The 19,513-nt window shown below is 29.2% G+C and carries 17 protein-coding genes; 16 read left to right on the top strand and 1 reads right to left on the bottom strand.

Features of this window, described 5'->3' with window-relative positions:
* Positions 1 to 4: 4 nt before the first annotated feature.
* The 5 genes from J2Z25_RS05795 (at position 5) to J2Z25_RS05815 (ending at position 5,998) form a co-directional block, all read left to right on the top strand.
* On the top strand, positions 5 to 1,195 hold the full coding sequence (locus J2Z25_RS05795) for a M20 metallopeptidase family protein (protein ID WP_209739068.1): 1,191 nt from the start codon (positions 5 to 7) through the stop codon (positions 1,193 to 1,195).
* Between the two features lie 67 nt (positions 1,196 to 1,262).
* Positions 1,263 to 2,234, top strand: coding sequence for an RluA family pseudouridine synthase (locus J2Z25_RS05800; RefSeq protein WP_097033643.1), 972 nt, complete (start codon positions 1,263 to 1,265; stop codon positions 2,232 to 2,234).
* 13 nt (positions 2,235 to 2,247) lie between these two features.
* Positions 2,248 to 3,867 carry a putative polysaccharide biosynthesis protein gene (locus J2Z25_RS05805; RefSeq protein WP_209739071.1) on the top strand — a complete coding sequence of 540 codons (1,620 nt, stop codon included), beginning with the start codon at positions 2,248 to 2,250 and terminating at the stop codon, positions 3,865 to 3,867.
* A gap of 497 nt (positions 3,868 to 4,364) precedes the next feature.
* Positions 4,365 to 4,925 carry a sigma-70 family RNA polymerase sigma factor gene (locus J2Z25_RS05810; protein WP_209739073.1) on the top strand — a complete coding sequence of 187 codons (561 nt, stop codon included), beginning with the start codon at positions 4,365 to 4,367 and terminating at the stop codon, positions 4,923 to 4,925.
* Positions 4,922 to 5,998: a DUF4179 domain-containing protein gene (locus J2Z25_RS05815; protein ID WP_209739075.1), complete on the top strand. Its 1,077-nt coding sequence runs from the start codon at positions 4,922 to 4,924 to the stop codon at positions 5,996 to 5,998. Before J2Z25_RS05810 ends, J2Z25_RS05815 begins: the two co-directional genes overlap by 4 nt.
* A 128-nt stretch (positions 5,999 to 6,126) precedes the next feature.
* Here the strand turns inward: J2Z25_RS05815 and spoVB are convergent, their stop codons facing one another.
* Positions 6,127 to 7,626, bottom strand: coding sequence for a stage V sporulation protein B (gene spoVB / locus J2Z25_RS05820; protein ID WP_111930957.1), 1,500 nt, complete (start codon positions 7,624 to 7,626; stop codon positions 6,127 to 6,129).
* Between the two features lie 173 nt (positions 7,627 to 7,799).
* Here spoVB and J2Z25_RS05825 point away from each other — a divergent pair, with 173 nt between their 5' ends.
* The 11 genes from J2Z25_RS05825 (at position 7,800) to J2Z25_RS05875 (ending at position 19,511) form a co-directional block, all read left to right on the top strand.
* Positions 7,800 to 9,092: a PQQ-dependent sugar dehydrogenase family protein gene (locus tag J2Z25_RS05825; RefSeq protein ID WP_209739077.1), complete on the top strand. Its 1,293-nt coding sequence runs from the start codon at positions 7,800 to 7,802 to the stop codon at positions 9,090 to 9,092.
* Between the two features lie 156 nt (positions 9,093 to 9,248).
* On the top strand, positions 9,249 to 9,746 hold the full coding sequence (locus J2Z25_RS05830; RefSeq protein WP_008676911.1) for a hypothetical protein: 498 nt from the start codon (positions 9,249 to 9,251) through the stop codon (positions 9,744 to 9,746).
* Positions 9,747 to 9,768: 22 nt separating this feature from the next.
* Positions 9,769 to 11,454: a B12-binding domain-containing radical SAM protein gene (locus tag J2Z25_RS05835; protein WP_209739079.1), complete on the top strand. Its 1,686-nt coding sequence runs from the start codon at positions 9,769 to 9,771 to the stop codon at positions 11,452 to 11,454.
* A gap of 188 nt (positions 11,455 to 11,642) precedes the next feature.
* Positions 11,643 to 11,969, top strand: a complete 327-nt coding sequence (locus tag J2Z25_RS05840) for an ATPase (protein WP_008676916.1) — start codon at positions 11,643 to 11,645, stop codon at positions 11,967 to 11,969.
* Complete coding sequence (locus tag J2Z25_RS05845; protein WP_209739081.1) at positions 11,956 to 13,911, top strand: V-type ATP synthase subunit I; 1,956 nt, start codon at positions 11,956 to 11,958, stop codon at positions 13,909 to 13,911. Before J2Z25_RS05840 ends, J2Z25_RS05845 begins: the two co-directional genes overlap by 14 nt.
* Positions 13,912 to 13,924: 13 nt before the next feature.
* Positions 13,925 to 14,410: a V-type ATP synthase subunit K gene (locus J2Z25_RS05850; RefSeq protein ID WP_008676919.1), complete on the top strand. Its 486-nt coding sequence runs from the start codon at positions 13,925 to 13,927 to the stop codon at positions 14,408 to 14,410.
* A gap of 18 nt (positions 14,411 to 14,428) precedes the next feature.
* The gene (locus J2Z25_RS05855) at positions 14,429 to 15,019 is read left to right on the top strand and encodes a V-type ATP synthase subunit E (protein WP_209739084.1); all 591 of its coding nucleotides are present in this window, start codon (positions 14,429 to 14,431) and stop codon (positions 15,017 to 15,019) included.
* A gap of 12 nt (positions 15,020 to 15,031) precedes the next feature.
* Positions 15,032 to 16,033, top strand: coding sequence for a V-type ATP synthase subunit C (locus tag J2Z25_RS05860; RefSeq protein ID WP_097033638.1), 1,002 nt, complete (start codon positions 15,032 to 15,034; stop codon positions 16,031 to 16,033).
* On the top strand, positions 16,026 to 16,337 hold the full coding sequence (locus J2Z25_RS05865) for a V-type ATP synthase subunit F (protein ID WP_035285596.1): 312 nt from the start codon (positions 16,026 to 16,028) through the stop codon (positions 16,335 to 16,337). The genes J2Z25_RS05860 and J2Z25_RS05865 overlap by 8 nt, the downstream gene beginning before the upstream one ends.
* A gap of 17 nt (positions 16,338 to 16,354) precedes the next feature.
* The gene (locus J2Z25_RS05870; protein WP_209739085.1) at positions 16,355 to 18,136 is read left to right on the top strand and encodes a V-type ATP synthase subunit A; all 1,782 of its coding nucleotides are present in this window, start codon (positions 16,355 to 16,357) and stop codon (positions 18,134 to 18,136) included.
* On the top strand, positions 18,129 to 19,511 hold the full coding sequence (locus tag J2Z25_RS05875; RefSeq protein ID WP_008676925.1) for a V-type ATP synthase subunit B: 1,383 nt from the start codon (positions 18,129 to 18,131) through the stop codon (positions 19,509 to 19,511). The genes J2Z25_RS05870 and J2Z25_RS05875 overlap by 8 nt, the downstream gene beginning before the upstream one ends.
* Positions 19,512 to 19,513: the final 2 nt, after the last annotated feature.

Here is a 19,513-nt window from a genome sequence, read left to right on the forward strand (position 1 = left end):
TAATATGAATTTTAAAAATGAGGCAATAAGCATAAAAAATGAGTTGATAAATATAAGAAGAACTTTACATGAGTATCCTGAAATAGGAATGGAAGAATACCAAACTTCGAGATTTATAAAAAACTTTTTAAAAAATCAAGGAATAAAGTTTGAAGAGGTTTCTAAGACAGGTGTATGTGGAATAATAAGAGGAACTAAGAAAAATGATGAAGGTAAAGAAAAAACTATAGCTTTAAGAGGAGATATAGATGGATTACCAATTGTAGATAAAAAAGTATGTGATTATTCATCAAAGGTTAATGGAAAAATGCATGCATGTGGGCACGATGCACATACAACTATATTACTTGGAGCAGCTAAGATATTAAATGAAAATAAACATTTATTTAGTGGAAATATAAAACTATTATTTGAGCCAGCGGAAGAAACTATAGGTGGAGCTAGGTTCATGATAGAAGAGGGAGTACTTGAGAATCCAAGAGTTGATTGCATATGTGGTCTTCATGTTGAAGAAACTCTGGAGTGTGGAACTATAATGTTAAAGGGTGGCGTAGTAAATGCTGCATCTAATCCATTTACTATTACTATAAAAGGGGCTGGTGGTCATGGAGCCTATCCTCATACAACTGTAGATCCAATTGTTATAGCAAGCCACATTGTATTAGCATTACAAACTATAGTAAGCAGAGAAATAAATACAGCCAACCCAGCAGTTATAACGGTAGGAAGTATTCATGGTGGAACGGCTCAAAATATAATACCAGAAGAAGTTGAAATAAGTGGTATTATAAGAACTATGAGTAAAGAAGACAGAGTATTTGCAAAAGAAAGATTAGTTGAAATCGTTGATGGAATATGCAAATCTTCAAGAGCAACTGCAAAGATAGAGATAGAAGAATCTTATCCTAATTTATATAATGATGATTTTATGGTTGATTTATTTAAGATAGGAGCTGAGAAAGTTATAGGAAAAGAAAATATACTAATTCAAAAAAATGCAAAAATGGGTGTTGAAAGTTTTGCATATTTTGCAAATGAAAGACCAGCAGTTTTTTATTTTTTAGGATCAGGAAATAAAAGTAAAAATATAATTTATCCTGCCCATAGTAGCTTATTTGACATAGATGAAGATTGCCTGCCATTAGGCGTAGCAATGCAATGTCAAATGGTGTTTGAGTATTTGACAAGAAGCTAATTTAATATTAATCTATAAAAATGGGGAAAATATAGTTAGAATACTAAAAAAACTAGGAGTGATTAGTTTGAGAATAGAAATAGGCACAAATGAAGCAGGTCAAAGATTAGACAAATTTTTAAGAAAATTATTAAAAGATGTTCCTTTAAGTAAAATATTTAAAGCTTTAAGAAAAGGCGATGTAAAAGTTAATGGAAAGAAACAAAAAGAAAATTATTCTTTGCAAATAGATGATGTAGTAGAAATTAAATATATACAAAGTAATAAGGAAAAGCCAGAAGAAAAGTTTATTAAAGTTAATGCTAGAGGAATGAAGATTACTTATGAAGATTCTAATATACTAATAGTTGAAAAATGGCCTAATATTTTAGTGCACCCTGATGAAAAGGGAAAAGAGGCAAGTTTAACTGATTACGTATTATCATATTTAAACGAAAAAGGTGATTACTTACCTGAAAATGAATTAACATTTACTCCTGCACCATGTAATAGATTAGATAGAAATACTTCAGGAATAGTTATATTCGGTAAAAACTTTGAAGCATTAAGAACAATGAATGAAATGATTAGAGAAGGTAAAGTTGAAAAATATTATAATACATTGGTAAAAGGCAAGATTAAAGATGGATTATATAAGGGATATATTCATAAAAATGAGGAAGCTAATATTTCAAGAATATATGATGAAAAAATAACTGATTCAAAAGAAATAGCAATGGAAGTTAAAACTTTAAAAACAAATGGGGCATATTCATTTTTAGAAATAGATTTAATAACAGGAAGAAGTCATCAAATTAGAGCACACCTATCACATTTAGGAACTCCTATAATTGGTGATAATAAATACGGAGATAGAAAATTAAATTCATTTTTTGCAAATAAGTTTGGACTTGATTGCCAGTTCTTATATGCATATAAATTAATTTTTAGAGATGCACCAGATAAATTAAGCTATTTAAACAATAAAACTATAATAGAAAGTTTACCACCAGTATTTAAGAAGATTAAAAATGATGTGTTTAAATTCACAATAAAATAAAAGGTGATTGGGTATGGAGCAAAAATCAGCCGGACGTGGCTTTTTAATATTATCAATTGCAGGTATTGCTGGTAAGTTATTATCAGCAATATATGTTCCTTTATTAACAGCTGTTTTAGGTGAAACAGGTTATGGAATATACACTGCTGGATATGATATATTTGTTTTTTTAATTGCAGTAACTAGCTTAGGTGCACAACCTGCAGTTACAAAAGTTGTTACAGAGCTTAGAGCAATAGGGAATCATAAAGATGCACTGCGAGCTATGAAACTATCTATAAGGTATTTAGCTATGATAAGTATAGCAATTGCTGGAATTTTTATGGTTTTAGCATTTCCACTTTCAAAAATAATTAGTGCGGAGCAATCAGCCTGGACTTTTGTGTTTTTGGCACCTGCAATAATTTTTGCAGCTATATTAGCAGCATATAGAGGGTATATGCAAGCAGTTGAAGAGATGGAGGCGCTTGCTATATCTCAAATTATAGAGCAGTTAGTAAATGTTATACTTAGTTTAGTCTTTGCAGCTGTATTAATTGCTGTAACAAGTAGTGATGAGTGGGGAAGTGCAGGGGGAACTGTTGGAACTTCCTTAGGTGCTATAATAGCAATAATATATATAATATATATATATGAAAAAAGAAATTATAAAGAAGAAGCTGAAAAAAATCATGATCCAAGTAGAAGAAGAGTATCAGATAAAAGAATAGTTAAAAAGTTATTTATGTATGCCCTTCCTATAACATTAGTTGCAGGAGTCCAAAATTTTGCGGGTGTTATAGATACCATGACTCTAGGAAGAGGCTTGAGTTCGGCAGGATTTAATCAAGAACAAGTCAATGATTTAAGAGCTGTCTTATCATATTATAAAACTCTTGTTTATGTTCCTTTAGCTATAGTAACTGCGCTTGGAACTTCAATATTTCCTAAGGTAATACAGGCTTTTGTACATAAGAATAAAAAAGATTTAAAGCAACAAACAAGCTATGCATTTAGAATAACATACATAATAATAATGCCAGCTACATTTGGGTTAGCTATATTAAGTAAAGAGATATATAAATTCTTATTTAATAACACATCTACAGGATATACCTTACTTATGTATGGATCAGCTTTACTTATATTTATGTCAATAACAACTATACAAAATGTTATTCTTCAAGGAATTAATAAATTGTACTTAATAATAGTGTCTGCAAGTGCAGGATTAATAGCAAAAATAGTTATAAATCTAATATTAATCCCAATCCCAAGCATAAATATAATGGGAGCAGTAGTAGCAACCTTTGTATCATTTATTATTCCAGCAGTAATAAATCATAGAAAAATAGAGAGATTTTTTAAAGTTAGAATACCTATAATAAGGCAAGCAATAGTACCGACTATTTGTTCCATGTTAATGGCAATTGTAATATTTTTAGTAAAGTTTCCGGTTATTAAAGTGGCAGATATGCTTGGAGGCGGAAGAGTTATCATTGCTATAGCAACACTAGTTTTAATAGGTATAGGTGGAGTAGTATATTTATATACAATGGTTTACTTTGGAGGAATAAGAAAGAAGGATTTAGATTTAATTTCACCAAAGGTATTTAGATTCTTACCTAGAAGTCTTAGAAAAGAACTTATATAAAGAATTTATAATGGACAATTGAAAATGGATAATTGAGGTTGAAATTCAGATGGTGCTGAATTTCTTGAATTGATTAGGCTAGATAAAAGAATGGGTTTTTGAAAGTATTATTTTAAGAGTTAAATCAAGAATTAAAGTGCTAGAATATAATTTATATTTAGTTGTAGATAAAAGAAAAGTCCTTTGTAGTTATGGAGACTACAGAGGGCTTTTTTTAATTGATAATTGGTAATGGATAATGCATAATTTAGATTGAAATTCAGATAGATCTGAATTTCTGGAATTTATTTAAATAATTAAAAGAATGAAGTGAAATTTAAAATTGCATGAAAATTAAAAAGTAATTTATTTTGGAGTAATAATGTTTCTATTAATAAAGATTTTTAAAAAGTTTGAGAAAAGTTTATTTGTTGATAGATATACATGTTTTATTTACGAAATATTAAGTGTAAGAGAAATTTAAAAAGGCAGGCCTGTATGGAAAGAAGGGGTAAATAATGAGGATTACAGAAGAGAACTTCATTATTCAGATGAAAAGGAGAAATGAAAAATCTATAGATTACGTTTTGGATAACTATGGATGGATAATTAAGGCTATTGTAAAGAAACATTTATATAATTTAGAAAACTTTCAGGATGAATGTATAAATGATGTATTATTAGCTGTTTGGTATAACATTGAAAGTTTTGATGAGGATAGAGGTAAATTTAAAAATTGGCTTGCTGGTATAACAAAGTTTAAATGCCTAGATTATAAGAGAAAATACTTGAAGGAATTGTTATATGAGAATATTGATGATTTAAATATAAGTGTTGAAGATACAGCTAATAAAGAGATAATGAAAAATGAGTTGAATGATGAAGTTGAAGATCTGCTAAATAACCTTAAAGATGATGACAAAAGTTTATTTATGAAACTTTATGTTGAGGAAAAGAATATTGATGATATAAGTAGTGAGACTGGCTTAAAAAGAGAAGTAATTTATAATCGGATATCTAGAGGAAAGAATAAAATTAGAAGCTTATTTAGATTGAATGAAAGTAGGTGTAAATTATGAGTAAAAATATCTATGATATGTTAAACGATTATAATATTAATTTTGATGAACTTAAAGAAGAAGGATTTAATGATATAGAGAAAAAGAAAATAAAATATAATTTAAAAAAATCCATTAATAAAGAAAATAAGAAAAGCAATAAGAGAAAAAAGACTATCATAGCAGCAACATTCATAGGAGCACTTTTTATTGGATTTATAGGAACTGATGTTGGAGCTACAGTGGTTTATGGTATAAAGATGGCAAGTTATGAAATAGCAACATTTTTAGGAATAAAAAAAGATCTATCGTCTTACAAAACAGTTGTAAATAAAACTTTAAGTAATTATGAATTGGAAATTAAATTAAATGAGATTATTTTAGATAATGATGAGTTAATAATATCTTCTACATTTAAACCTAAAGATGAAAATTTAGAGGGAAAATCAATTTTTCTTATACCAGAGGTATTTGTAAATGGGAGTTCCTTGGGAGTAACTATGGCAGGTGGATTAGGAGGAATAATAATAGATGACTCTGGCTATTCCACAGCAATGGAATGTTCTTTTAAAGAAGAGGAGTATAATGGGGACTTAGATATAAAAATTACTTATAGAGATATGTTTATAAATCAAGAATTTAAACGTACTGAGCCTATTACTTTTGAGTTTACTACAAGTAGCGAAGAACTAGCAAATAATACTAAGAAAATAGAATTAAATAACACCTTCACATTAGCAAGTGGTGAGGAGATAAAGTTAAATAAATATACTTCAAATGTAATTAGCGAGAAGATTTACTATTCCATAGATCGTAAGGGGAAAGATGAAACACCCTATTATTTAAAATTAAAAGGCCAAGATAATGAGGGGAATAAAATAGCCTTTACACTTAGTAAGGGCACTAGCAACTGGGGAGTATTAAAACTAGATAATAAAGAATATAAAATCAGTGAAACAGCTACATCTATTACTCTCGCACCTTATGCAATACAATTTCCTATAGAAAATAATAAAAGTAATAATATTATAGGACAAATAAATGATAATGATTTGGTAAAAATAGGAGAAGAATTTTCAATTAAAATTAATTAACAATATAAAATAAGGGAGTCGCGTTTCGCGACATCCCTTATTTTTATATGCAATAATTCTTTCACTTTTCACTGCTATTATAAATTAGAAATATAAGTTAGTATTGCCTATATATCCACAATTTATAATTACTCATCTTCAATCCCAAAGAAGCTAAGTACAGTAAAAATAATAAATGTTAATGAAATAATTATTAGATTTTTAGTTATAAACAAATCATTTAAAAATTTAGCTGTAAATAATTTAAGGATCATAAATATTAATACTGATAACAGTAAAAATATACTTATATTGCTTTTTGATAAGGCTAGATATATGTGTTTTTGAACTTCTCTAAGATTTATAAATAAGCTTACACTAGAGGTTATAAATATAGTTATACCATACCCCATTATATTAACACCTGGAAGACCAATAAATATAAATAGACAAATAAGCTCTAAGATTGATACGATTAGTGAGTTTTTAAGTATCACTCCTTGTTTATTTAATCCATTTAGTATTCCAAACATAGTATTGGCAGTAAAGAAAATAGGAGCGCTTAATGATGCAATCTTTATATACTCGCCTAAGTCATCTCTACTGTAAAACATTTGACCTAATGAATCAGGAATTATATTACAGATTATGGCTGTAGCAAGTCCAAGTAAAAATGCTAGTTTCATAACTTTCTTTATTCTTACAGTAGCATTATAGTAGTCACCCCTGCTTAAGGTTTCTGATAAATCAGGAACGATAAGAGAATTAATAGATCCAATAACAATCATTGGAAATGTGACTATTGTTAATGCCATTCCAGTAAATTTTCCTATCATTCCTAATGCTGTTACAGTATCAAAACCAGCAGAAGCTAATCTTCTAGGAACTAGTAAGGTAGATGCTGTACCAAATAGATTTCCAAGGAACCCATTAAGACATAATGGGAATGCGATTATAAAAACATTAAATAATAATTGTGAGGCTCTCTCTGGTTTATCAAATGATGGAGGAGCTTTTTTAGAAATATTTTTATAATACACATACAATAATAATAAACTTTGTAGCTCTCCAATTGCTAAAGAAACATAAGCTAATGTTACCATAGATGTAATTGTTGTGGCTTTAAACATATAAATTAATAAAGCAATTGTGATAATACGCATAGCTTTTTCTAGAATGTCAATAAACGAAGGAACTACTATTTTAGAAACTCCATAAAAGTAACCTTTTAATATATTAGATAAAGCTATGAATACCATTGCTGGACAGGTTATTCTTATAGCATTAACAGTTCTCATATCATGTATACCGTATTTACTTATGTAGGGAGCTAAAAAGAATACCATAATTCCTATAGCAATTGCCCATATTACATTAAAACTTGCAACTGTTCGTATAGTTTTACTTATGTTATTATATTGGCCTTTAGATTTATATATTGCAGATACTTGGGATATAGCTGCTATAATTCCAGCAGTCATTAAGCAGATAAAAAGATTGTATATAGGCATTACTAAGCCATATAGTCCTATCCCAACAGGGCCTATAAGTTTTGATAAGTAAATTGAAAAAATAAATCCTAAAATCCCAGTGGTTATATTAGATGCTGTAAGAAGAAATGAGTTTCTTACAAAGCTATCCTTTTTCAAAGTTTATCACCCCCAATCAGTACATTTATATCTATTCCTCAATAAAAGGAAATATGACTCTGCTAAATATTAAGAAAATAAATAGTTAAAGGAAAAATTAAATTATTTTAAAAGTAATAATTTATGTATTTCAAAATATAAATTAAACATAAATAGAAAATAAGGGGGAGCGCATGAAGAGGTTTATTAAATTTTTGCTTGTTTCAATTATAGTAGTGACTATCGCCTTTGGAATTTTTAAGGTTACAAATAAATATGATTTAGATATTTTAAATAAAAATATAGATTGGTCAATAAGCCTTAAAGGGTGTGAAGGAGCTAAAAGTTTTGCTTTTGATGAAGAAGGTAATTTATATTTAGCATTTGAAGATACAATTAGAGTACTTAATAAGGATGGAAATGATGAACTTATAATAAGGGAAAGTAAATTTAATATTTTAGATATACTGTATTATAATAAAAAGTTATACATAGCCACAGATAATAGGATATTAGAATACAACTTAGATGCAAAATCTTATAAGGAGCTTATAACTGATATACCTAATAATGGTATGAACAAGAAAGTGAATTTACTTTTAAATAATGATAAATTATATTTTTCTGTTGGAAGTAATACTAACTCAGGTGTAGTTAATTCAAAAGGTGAAGCATTTGATATTGCAACTAGTCCATGGATTTTAACAGGAAATAATTATGGAGATGGGAAAACTGGTGCTTTTTCTCCCTATTCAGTAAGTAATGAGTTAGGGGAAAAGGTAGAATCTCAAAAAATAGGTAATGCCGCTATATTATCTTATGATATTAGAACCGAAGAAGTAAAATTATATGCTCATGGAATAAGAAATATAAATGGATGGGATACAGATAATGAAGGGAAAATTAAGGCAATAGTTGGAGGAATGGAAGATTTACCTCCTAGAAATATAAAGGATGATAAGGACTATATATATAATCTTCAAGAAGAAAATTGGTATGGATGGCCTGATTATAGTGGTGGAGATCCTATAACATCTCCAAGATTTACAGATTCAGTAAGACAAGAATTTTTAATAAAGAATCATCCAGATAAAAATCCAAGTGCTCCGATATATCAAGATAATGATGTTTCATCATTACAAGGATTAGCCATAGATAAGGATGGAATATGCTTTGAAAAGAATACTATTGTCTTTGGAAATAATAAAAAAGGATTTATTTATGCATTAAGCAAGGATGGAGTAGCAAGAGATTTAGTAGATTTAGGAGATAAGAGTAAGATAGAGAAAATATTATTTTATAAAGATAGTTTTTATATTTTAGACAGTAAACTTGGATGTTTATATAATCTTGAGTACAATAAGGCTGGAAAATTATTTAGGCTTCCGAAGATATTCTGGATTTTTTCTATAGTATTTATTATAGTGATAATTATATGTGTATTAATAAATAATAAAAGTAAAAATGTAAAAATTAATAGTAAATAATTATAAGTAAAGAAGAGAAAGTCTTAAAAGATATATAGGTATACTCTATTTATATATTTTAAAGAAATCTCTTCTTTTTTATTAAATTTATTAATAAATTATGGAAGTGATAAATATAAATATAATATAACTTATGTAATTAGGAGGTAAGGTGAGATGGGAAAAACTATAGTACTTAATTTATCAGATGTAAAGCTAAATGGAGATATACTAGATGTTGGGGAGAGTTTTGGTGTTATTTACAATATATCAAAAGATGTAATGGATGAAATTTCAGTGGATTATGTGGGAGTAGATAATTCAAGTATTATTCTTAATGAAGAAGAATATGATACTTGCACAATGTTTTTTCATCTAAGTAAAATGTGGAATAATTATAGTAGATTAAAGCTGATTGAAGAGGTGACAAAGTACATTAAAGTTGGTGGAGAAATATTTATATGGGACATAAATAAAGAAGTGAAGGATATGATTAATAATAAAATAATGGCAGTATTACCTTCAGGTAAAGTAAGAGAATTTGAATTTAAAAATTTAAATCCAATAATAAAGTCAAATATAGAGGATAATAAAAAATTACTTGAAAAATACTATAAAATAGAAGAAACTAAATTATGGGAGGATATACATTTTATAAAAGGTATAAAACTTTAATATTGAAAGGAAGAAGATACGTATGAAAATTTTGCTTACAGCTATAAATTCTAAATTTGTACACAGTAATTTAGCTGTTAGATACTTAAGGGCCTTTACTAAAGATATGAATTATGATTGTAAGATTAGAGAGTTTTCTATTAATGATAGAGATGAAAAAATATTAGAAGAAATAATAAAAGAAAGGCCGAATGTAGTGGCCTTTTCAACTTACATCTGGAATATAGAAATAATAAAAAGACTTTCTAATCTTATAAAACTAGTAGATGAAGACATAGAGATATTGTATGGAGGTCCAGAAGTATCTTATGATAGTAAAAACATATTAAAAGAATTAAATGGAGAATATATCATTGAAGGAGAAGGAGAAAAAACATATAGAGAGTTTGTGGAATATAAATTAGGAGAAAGAGAAATAAACTCAATAAGAAGTTTATATTACAAAGCTGATGGTGAAGTAATATCAAATGGAAAAAGGCCTCTTATGAATATGAATGAATTAATATTTCCCTATGAAGAAGATGAAAATTTAGATAATAAGATAGTATATTATGAGGCTTCAAGAGGGTGTCCTTTTAATTGTAAATATTGTTTATCATCAACGACTCATGGAGTTAGATTCTTGGATATAGATAGAGTAAAGCAAGAATTAAAATATTTTATAGATAAGGAAGTTAGACTTGTAAAGTTTGTAGACAGAACTTTTAATTGTAATCATAAATTTACCATGGCTATTTGGGAGTTTCTTATTAATCAAGATACTAAAACTCAATTTCATTTTGAGATATCAGCGGATATATTAAAAAAATCTGAACTTGAACTATTAAGAAAAGCACCAAAGGATAGATTCCAATTTGAAGTTGGAGTACAAACTACAAATGATGATGTATTAAATAGAATAAATAGATTTGTAAATTTTAGCGATATAAAAGAAAAAGTAGAAGAACTTATTCAAATTAGAAATATAAAACAACATCTTGATTTAATAGCAGGACTTCCAGGAGAAGATTATAATTCATTCAAAAACTCATTTAATGATGTTTATAGTATAAGCCCAGAAGAAATTCAATTAGGATTTTTAAAGCTTTTAAGAGGATCATCAATGAGGGAAGAAGCAGAAGAGTATGAAATGAAATACTCGCCATATCCGCCATATGAAATACTGAAAACTAAAGATATAAGTTATGATGAATTAATAAAGCTTAAGAAAGTGGAAGAAATGGTCGATAAATACTATAACTCCCAAAAGTTTGATAACATAATAAAATATTTAGTAAACAAGTTTGATACACCTTTTGATTTTTACTATACTTTAGGGACATATTTTGACTCTAAAGGATATTTTGATAGAAACATAGGAAATAGTGAGTATTATAGAGTATTTTTAGATTTTAATATGGAAATATTAAAAGGAGATAACTCTATATTAAAAGAAATATTAAAATTTGATTATCTTAGATTTAATAAAAAAAGGGGAATGCCAGAGTTTATACAAAGTAATTTAGATAAAGATGAGGAGCTAAAAATAAAAGATCAATTTAAAGGTGTATATTCTTTTAAAGATTATCATCTAGAAATATTTGATATAAACATAAGTAAATTTATAAAAAATTCTACTGTAGTTAAAGAAAAGGATTATTACTTATTTGGTCATGGAGGTGATATAGTACATATTACAGATAAAAAACAGAAATTTAAGAAAATATAAAATTTATATTAAACAAGCAAGAAAACATTTACAATAGTTGAAAAATTATGTTTGTTTCTCCAAATCAAGATTAAAGATATTGAAAAAAACGTCAAGCGGTGTATAATGGAAGATATGAAAGAGTAATTAATACTATATAAAGTATTAATTTCTATATTATTATTTACAATAATAAAGGTGGTGAGATTTTGGCATTAGAAGCAATAAATGAAATTAAAAAGGCTGAAGAGAAAGCTGAAGAGCTAATTCAAGAAGCTATGAATAACTCAAAAGAAATAGTAAAAAATGCAAGCATTCAAGCAGAAGAGGAGTATAGTAAAACTCTAAGTGAAGCAAACTCAAAAAAAGCACAAATTATAGCTAAAGCAGAAGAGGAAGGAAATTCAGAAGCAAAGCCTATATTAGAAAAAGGTGAAAAAGAAGTAGCAAGCATTAAAAATATTTCTGAAGAGAAAAAGAATAATGCTATTAATTTAATCGTTGAGAGGATAGTGAAGATTCATGGCAATAGTTAAGATGAACAAATTCACTTTGCTTACCTTTGAATCTAAAAAGCAAAAACTTTTAAGGGAAATACAAGGACTATCTAATGTAGAATTTATTAATTTACAAGATGATGAGTTCCTTGAAAAATATGAAGAATTAAAAAGCTTAGCTAAAGACGATATAGATTTAGAGTATTCAAAGTATGAAGAAAATTTATCAAAAGCTAAATTTGCCCTAGAATTTCTTAAAAAATATGTTCCTAAAAAATCAGGATTAAAGTCATTACAAGAAGAAAAGCTAACATTAACTTTAGATGAATTAGATGAAAAAGTTAAAGCCTCTAAGTGGGAAGAAAGCTATAATAAAGCAAAAGAAAAAGAGGCAGAGCTGGCTAATTTAGATTCAAATATAACAAAGTTACAGGCTGAAATAGATACTTTAATTCCTTGGCAGGATTTAGATGTAGCTTTTAGTGAAATAAAAGATTTGAAAAATACATCATATTTCCTAGGAACTATAGCAAAATCTTATGAAGATACTTTATTAGAAGAGTTATCAAATGCATATGTTGAAATAATATCAAGAAGTAGCAATGATATTAATCTTTTAATTTTATCTAATAAAGAAGATAGTGAAAATGTATCAGAAGTTCTAAGGGGAGTTGGATTTAGCGCCTTTAAAACCGAACATAAAGATGTTCCTATGAAGCTTATTTTAGAATTTAAGCATCAGATAGAGGAACTTCAATCAAAGAAATTCTTTATTGAAGAAGAAATTGCAAGCTTTGAAGAAGATTTAAAGAAGTTAGAATTAGCTTATGATTATTTTGTAAGTAAAGTTGAACGTGTTAAAGTTTCAACGAATTTCTTAAAGACAAAAAATATATGTGCAATTCAAGGATGGATAGCACAAGAAGATAATGAGGAATTAAAGTCTATATGTAGTAATACTCTTAAAAATGATTACTATATAGAATTTGAAGATGTTAAGGAAGATGAAATAGATGATGTTCCAATTAAACTTAAGAATGGTGAACTTGTTTCGGCTTTTGAAAGTGTAACTGGAATGTATAGTTATCCTAAATATAATCAAATAGATCCAACACCGTTACTTGCACCATTCTATTTAATATTCTTTGGAATGATGGTAGCAGATGTAGGATATGGACTATTAGTTTTAATAGGAGCAGCATTAGCTCTTAAATTCTTAAAACTAGATGAAGGTAAAAAAGATTTTGCAAAATTCTTTTTATACTTAAGTTTTCCAACAATATTTTTTGGAGCAATTTATGGATCATTTTTTGGAGATATTATAACATTACCAACCCAAATAATAGATACCAATAAAGATGTTATGACTATAGTAATTTTATCTTTAGCATTAGGAGTTATTCAAATCTTCTTTGGACTATTTATAAAGGTTTATAGTTTAATTAGAATTGGAAAAGTAAAAGATGCATTATTAGATCCAGGTTCATGGATAATAACATTATTATCCATAGGTGGAATTGCAGCAGTTAAATTTTTAAAATTACCTAATATATTAGGTAATATATTTATTGGTACAGCAATTATTGGTGCTATATTAATAGTTATAGGTGGAGGAAGAGAAGAAAAATCTACAGGAGCCAAGATAGGTCAAGGGTTATATTCCTTATACGGCATAACAGGATATGTAGGAGATTTAGTTTCTTATACGAGACTTATGGCTTTAGGATTAGCAGGTGGTTCAATTGCAGGTGCTTTAAACCTATTAATTCATACTTTACCAGGTGTAGCAGCAATAGTAATAGGACCTATATTATTTGTTCTATTCCATATATTCAACTTAGGTTTATCATTACTTGGAGCTTATGTTCACACAGCAAGACTTCAATATGTTGAGTATTTTGGTAAGTTCTATGAAGGTGGCGGAAGACCTTTTAAAGCATTTAAAGTTTCAGAAAAGTATATAAAGATCAAAAGAAATTAGGAGGAATTATAAAATGGAAATGTCATGGATTCAATTTTTTATGGAAAATAATGGTGGATTAATATTTGCAGCTATGGGAGTAGCTTTAGCAGTTGGTTTATCTGGTATAGGATCAGCTAAAGGTGTTGGTATAGTTGGTGAAGCAGCAACAGGATTAGTTACAGAAGAACCAGAAAAGTTTGGTAAGGCATTAGTTCTTCAATTATTACCAGGTACACAAGGTTTATATGGTTTCGTTATAGGATTCTTAGTATTTACTAAAATGGCTTCAGGAATGCCATTAGATCAAGGTTTATATTTATTAGGTGCTTGTTTACCAATAGCATTTGCAGGTCTTTGGTCTGGAATAGCACAAGGTAAAGTTGCAGCGGCTGGTATTCAAATATTAGCTAAAAACCCAGAACATAACACAAAAGGTATAATATTATCAGCGATGGTTGAAACATACGCATTATTAGGATTCGTTATTTCATTCATGTTAGTAAATAAAGGATTCTAGGATTGGAGAGAATAGGCTATGGCAAGTGTAAATAATCTGACTTCTAAGATCCTTAGGGATGCTGAAGATAGAAAGGAAAGTATTTTAGCTTCTGCTGAAGAAGAGAAAAATAATATTCTTTCAAAGAAAATAGCTAAAGCCAAAGAACTTGAAAAGGAAATTATACAAAAGGCTGAGCTTGAAGCTAAAACTAAGAAAGAAAGAATTCTATCTTCTGCTTCGCTTAAGGTTAGAAACAATAAGTTATCTGCAAAGCAAGAAGTTATAAAAGAAGTATTTGAAAAAAGTATAGATATGTTAGCAACTATATCTGGAGATGATTTTTTAAGATTTATAAAAAATTCAATACTTTCTCTAGGTGAAATAGGAGAGCAAACATTAATTTTAAATAAAGAAGGAATGGAAGTAGTAGATCTTACTTTTATTTATGATTTAAATCAATCATTAGGAGATAAAGGAAACATTAAGTTAAGTCCTAATACTGGAAATTTTAAAGGTGGATTTATTCTTGAAAGTAATGGTATAGAAATCAATAACACATATGAAGCTTTAGTAAGTTCATTAAAAGATGAATTGGAGTTTGAAGTAGCAAGAGTGTTGTTTAATTAAGGAGGGTAAGAGATGGATGTAATGAAATTTACCCAAGCTGTATCAAGAATATGGGTTTTAGAAACTAGACTTCTTGATAAGCCTAAAATTGATAGAATGATAGAAGCTCCATCAGCAAATGAAGTACTAAGAATATTAAATGAAACAGAGTATTCAAATGTTTCAGCTAATGTAAAGAGACCAGAAGATTATGAAGAAATATTAACAGCAGAATTAAAAAGGGTATATGAACTAGTCTACGAAATAAGCCCTGTAAAAGATGTTGTGAAGTTAATGAGTTTAAAATATGACTATCATAATATAAAGGTACTTCTAAAGGGAAAAGTATTAGGTAAGGATTTATCTTCAATGCTTATACAATTAGGTAGTCTAGATTTACAGGAAATTAAACGTAAGATAGATGGAGATAATTTTAAAAGCTTAAACGGAAACCTTGGAAAAGGAGTTCAAGAAGCAATGAAATCTTTTGAGGAAACTAAAGATCCTCAAAAGATAGATATAATAATAGATAAATATATGTATAAAGAGTTAGTAGATATAAAGAAGTCATTGAATTATAAATTCATAGATAATTTAGTAAAAGCTATGATAGATTCTACTAACATAAGAACTTTACTTAGAATAAAGAAGCAAAATAAAGGAAGAGATTTCGCTGGGGAAGTTATAGTTAATGGTGGAGAAATAGATAGTAGCAAGCTTATAGCTTTACTAAATGAATCCCCAGAAAACATAATGGCTAAATTACAAAGTACGATTTATTCTGACTTAATAAAAGAAGGATTTGAGAGTTATATCGCTACAGAATCTGCAAGTCTTTTAGAAAAGTTAAGTGATAATTATATCATGGAGTTAATGAAAAATTCTAAGTTAGTTACATTTGGACCAGAAAAAATACTATCTTATATTTATGCTAAAGAAACAGAGATAAAAGTAATAAGAATTATAATGGTTGGCAAGCTTAATAATATTGCTGAGGAAGTAATAAGAGAAAGGTTGCGTGATATATATGCATAAGAAAATAGGTGTTGTTGGCGATAAGGATTCGGTTTTAGCTTTCAAAGCTTTAGGAATAGATGTATTCCCAGTAGTTGAAGCTGATGAAGCAAGAAAAGCAGTTGATAGCTGTGCAAGAAATGACTACGCAGTAATTTTTGTAACAGAGCAAATAGCACAACATATTCAAGAAACGATAGCACGTTACAATGAACAAGTACTTCCGGCTGTAATATTAATTCCAAGTAATCAAGGTTCATTAAATATTGGACTAAAGAGAATTAGTGATAGTGTGGAAAAAGCTGTTGGCGTTAATATTTTATAGGAAGGTAGGTTATTGATTTGAAGACCGGAAAGATAATTAAGGTTGCAGGTCCTTTAGTTGTTGCTGAAGGAATGGAAGAAGCAAATATATTCGACATGGTTAAGGTTGGAGAAAAAGGTCTTATCGGAGAAATCATAGAAATGAGAAATGATAAGGCATCTATCCAAGTTTACGAAGAAACTACAGGAATAGGACCAGGGGACCCAGTTGTTACAACTGGAGAGCCATTAAGTATAGAATTAGGACCAGGACTTATAGAATCAATGTTCGATGGTATCCAAAGACCACTTGATGCATTTGCTAAAGCAGCAAATTCACCATTTTTAAAAAAGGGTGTAGCAGTTAAGTCATTAAATAGAGAAAGACTTTGGAAATTTGAACCTACAGCAAAGGTAGGAGATGTAGTTGAAGCTGGAGATATAATAGGAACAGTTCAAGAAACTACAGTAGTACTTCATAAGATAATGGTTCCTTATGGGGTAAAGGGTACAATAAAAGAAATTAAATCTGGAGAATTTACAATAGTTGATACTGTATGTGTAGTAGAAACTGAAAAAGGTGATAAGGAATTAACATTAATGCAAAAATGGCCAGCAAGAAAAGGTAGACCATATGCAAGAAAGTTAAAACCAGATGCCCCAATGACTACAGGTCAAAGAGTTATAGATACATTCTTCCCAGTTGCTAAGGGTGGAGCAGCAGCAGTTCCAGGTCCGTTTGGAGCAGGTAAAACAGTTGTTCAACACCAAGTGGCTAAATGGGGAGATACTGAAATAGTTGTATATGTTGGTTGTGGTGAACGTGGAAACGAAATGACAGATGTTCTTAATGAATTCCCAGAACTTAAAGATCCTAAGACTGGTGAAAGCTTAATGAAGAGAACAGTTCTTATAGCCAATACATCAAACATGCCAGTTGCAGCTAGAGAAGCTTGTATATATACAGGAATAACAATTGCAGAATATTTCAGAGATATGGGATATTCTGTTTCAATAATGGCAGATTCAACTTCAAGATGGGCAGAAGCTTTAAGAGAAATGTCCGGTAGACTTGAAGAAATGCCAGGTGATGAAGGTTATCCAGCATACCTTGGATCAAGACTTGCAGATTATTATGAAAGAGCAGGTAAGGTTATTTGTTTAGGTAATGATGGTAGAGAAGGAGCTGTAACAGCAATAGGAGCAGTTTCACCTCCAGGAGGAGACCTTTCGGAGCCAGTTACACAATCTACATTAAGAATAGTTAAAGTTTTCTGGGGACTAGATGCTCAACTTGCATATAAGAGACATTTCCCATCAATTAACTGGTTAAATTCATATTCATTATATGCAGACACTATAGATGAGTGGATGAATAATGAAGTTGCATCAGATTGGGCAACTTTAAGACAAGAAGCAATGACTTTACTTCAAGAGGAATCAGGACTTCAAGAAATAGTAAGTCTTGTTGGTATAGATGCTTTATCAGAAGTAGATAGATTAAAACTTGAAGTTTCAAAATCAATAAGAGAAGATTACCTTCAACAAAATGCATTCCATGAAGTTGATACATATGCTTCATTAGATAAGCAATATAAGATGTTAAAGTTAATTCTTCTATTTAGAAAAGAAGCAGAAAGAGCATTAAAAGCAGGTATTTACTTAAATGAGATTTTAGGCTTAAGTGAAGTTAGAGATAAAATTGCAAGAAGTAAATATATTCATGAAGATAATATAAATAAGATAGATGAAATAGAAGTAGAATTAAAAGCTGCTATAGATGCATTAATCAACGAAAAGGGAGGGGTTCTAAATGCTTAAGGAATATAAAACAGTTACAGAAGTTGTAGGACCTTTGATGGTAGTTGAAGGTGTTGAAGGCGTTAAGTATGATGAACTAGTTGAAGTAGAGCTTCAAACTGGTGAAAAAAGAAGAGGTAGAGTTCTTGAAATAAATGGAACAAGAGCTATGGTTCAACTTTTTGAAGGTTCATCAGGAATAAACTTAAAGGAAACAAAAGCTAGATTCTTAGGAAGACCACTTGAACTTGGTGTTTCTGAAGATATGCTAGGAAGAATATTCGATGGTATGGGACACCCAATTGATAATGGGCCTAATATAATTCCAGAAAAAAGATTAGATATAAATGGTGAAGCTATTAATCCAGTATCAAGAGATTATCCATCAGAATTTATTCAAACTGGTATTTCAGCTATTGATGGACTTAATACATTAGTAAGAGGACAAAAGTTACCTGTTTTCTCAGCATCAGGACTTCCTCATGCACAATTAGCTGCACAAATAGCAAGACAAGCGAGAGTTTTAAATTCAGATGCTAACTTTGCAGTTGTATTTGCTGCAATAGGTATTACATTCGAAGAATCACAATTTTTCGTTGATGAATTTAATAAAACAGGTGCTATAGATAATTCAGTATTATTTATGAACCTTGCATCTGATCCAGCTATCGAAAGAATAGCAACTCCAAGAATGGCTCTTACTACAGCAGAATTCTTAGCTTATGAAAAAGGAATGCATGTACTTGTTATAATGACTGATATAACAAACTATGCAGAAGCATTAAGAGAAGTTTCAGCTGCTAGAAAAGAAGTTCCAGGTAGAAGAGGATATCCAGGATATCTATATACTGACCTTTCAACTTTATATGAAAGAGCAGGTAGACTTAGAGGAAGAGATGGGTCTATAACTCAAATTCCTATTTTAACAATGCCAGAAGAGGATAAGACACATCCAATTCCAGACTTAACTGGATATATAACAGAGGGACAAATAATTCTTTCAAGAGAGCTATATAAGAAAGGTATTATTCCTCCAATAGATGTATTACCATCACTTTCAAGACTTAAAGATAAAGGGATTGGTAAAAATAAGACTAGAGAAGATCATGCTGATACAATGAACCAATTATTCTCAGCTTATGCACAAGGTAAGCAAGCTAAAGAATTATCAGCAATCCTAGGGGAATCAGCTTTATCAGATATAGATAAGCAATATGCTAAGTTTGCAGAAGCATTTGAAGAACAATATGTATCTCAAGGTTTTACAACAAACAGAAGTATAGAAGAAACATTACAATTAGGATGGAAGCTTTTAAAGATACTTCCAAGAACCGAGCTTAAGAGAATAAGAGATGAGTATCTTGAAAAGTATATGCCAAAGGGAGATGAAGAATAGCC

Source organism: Clostridium tertium (genome assembly GCF_017873245.1).
GTDB lineage: Bacteria > Bacillota > Clostridia > Clostridiales > Clostridiaceae > Clostridium > Clostridium tertium.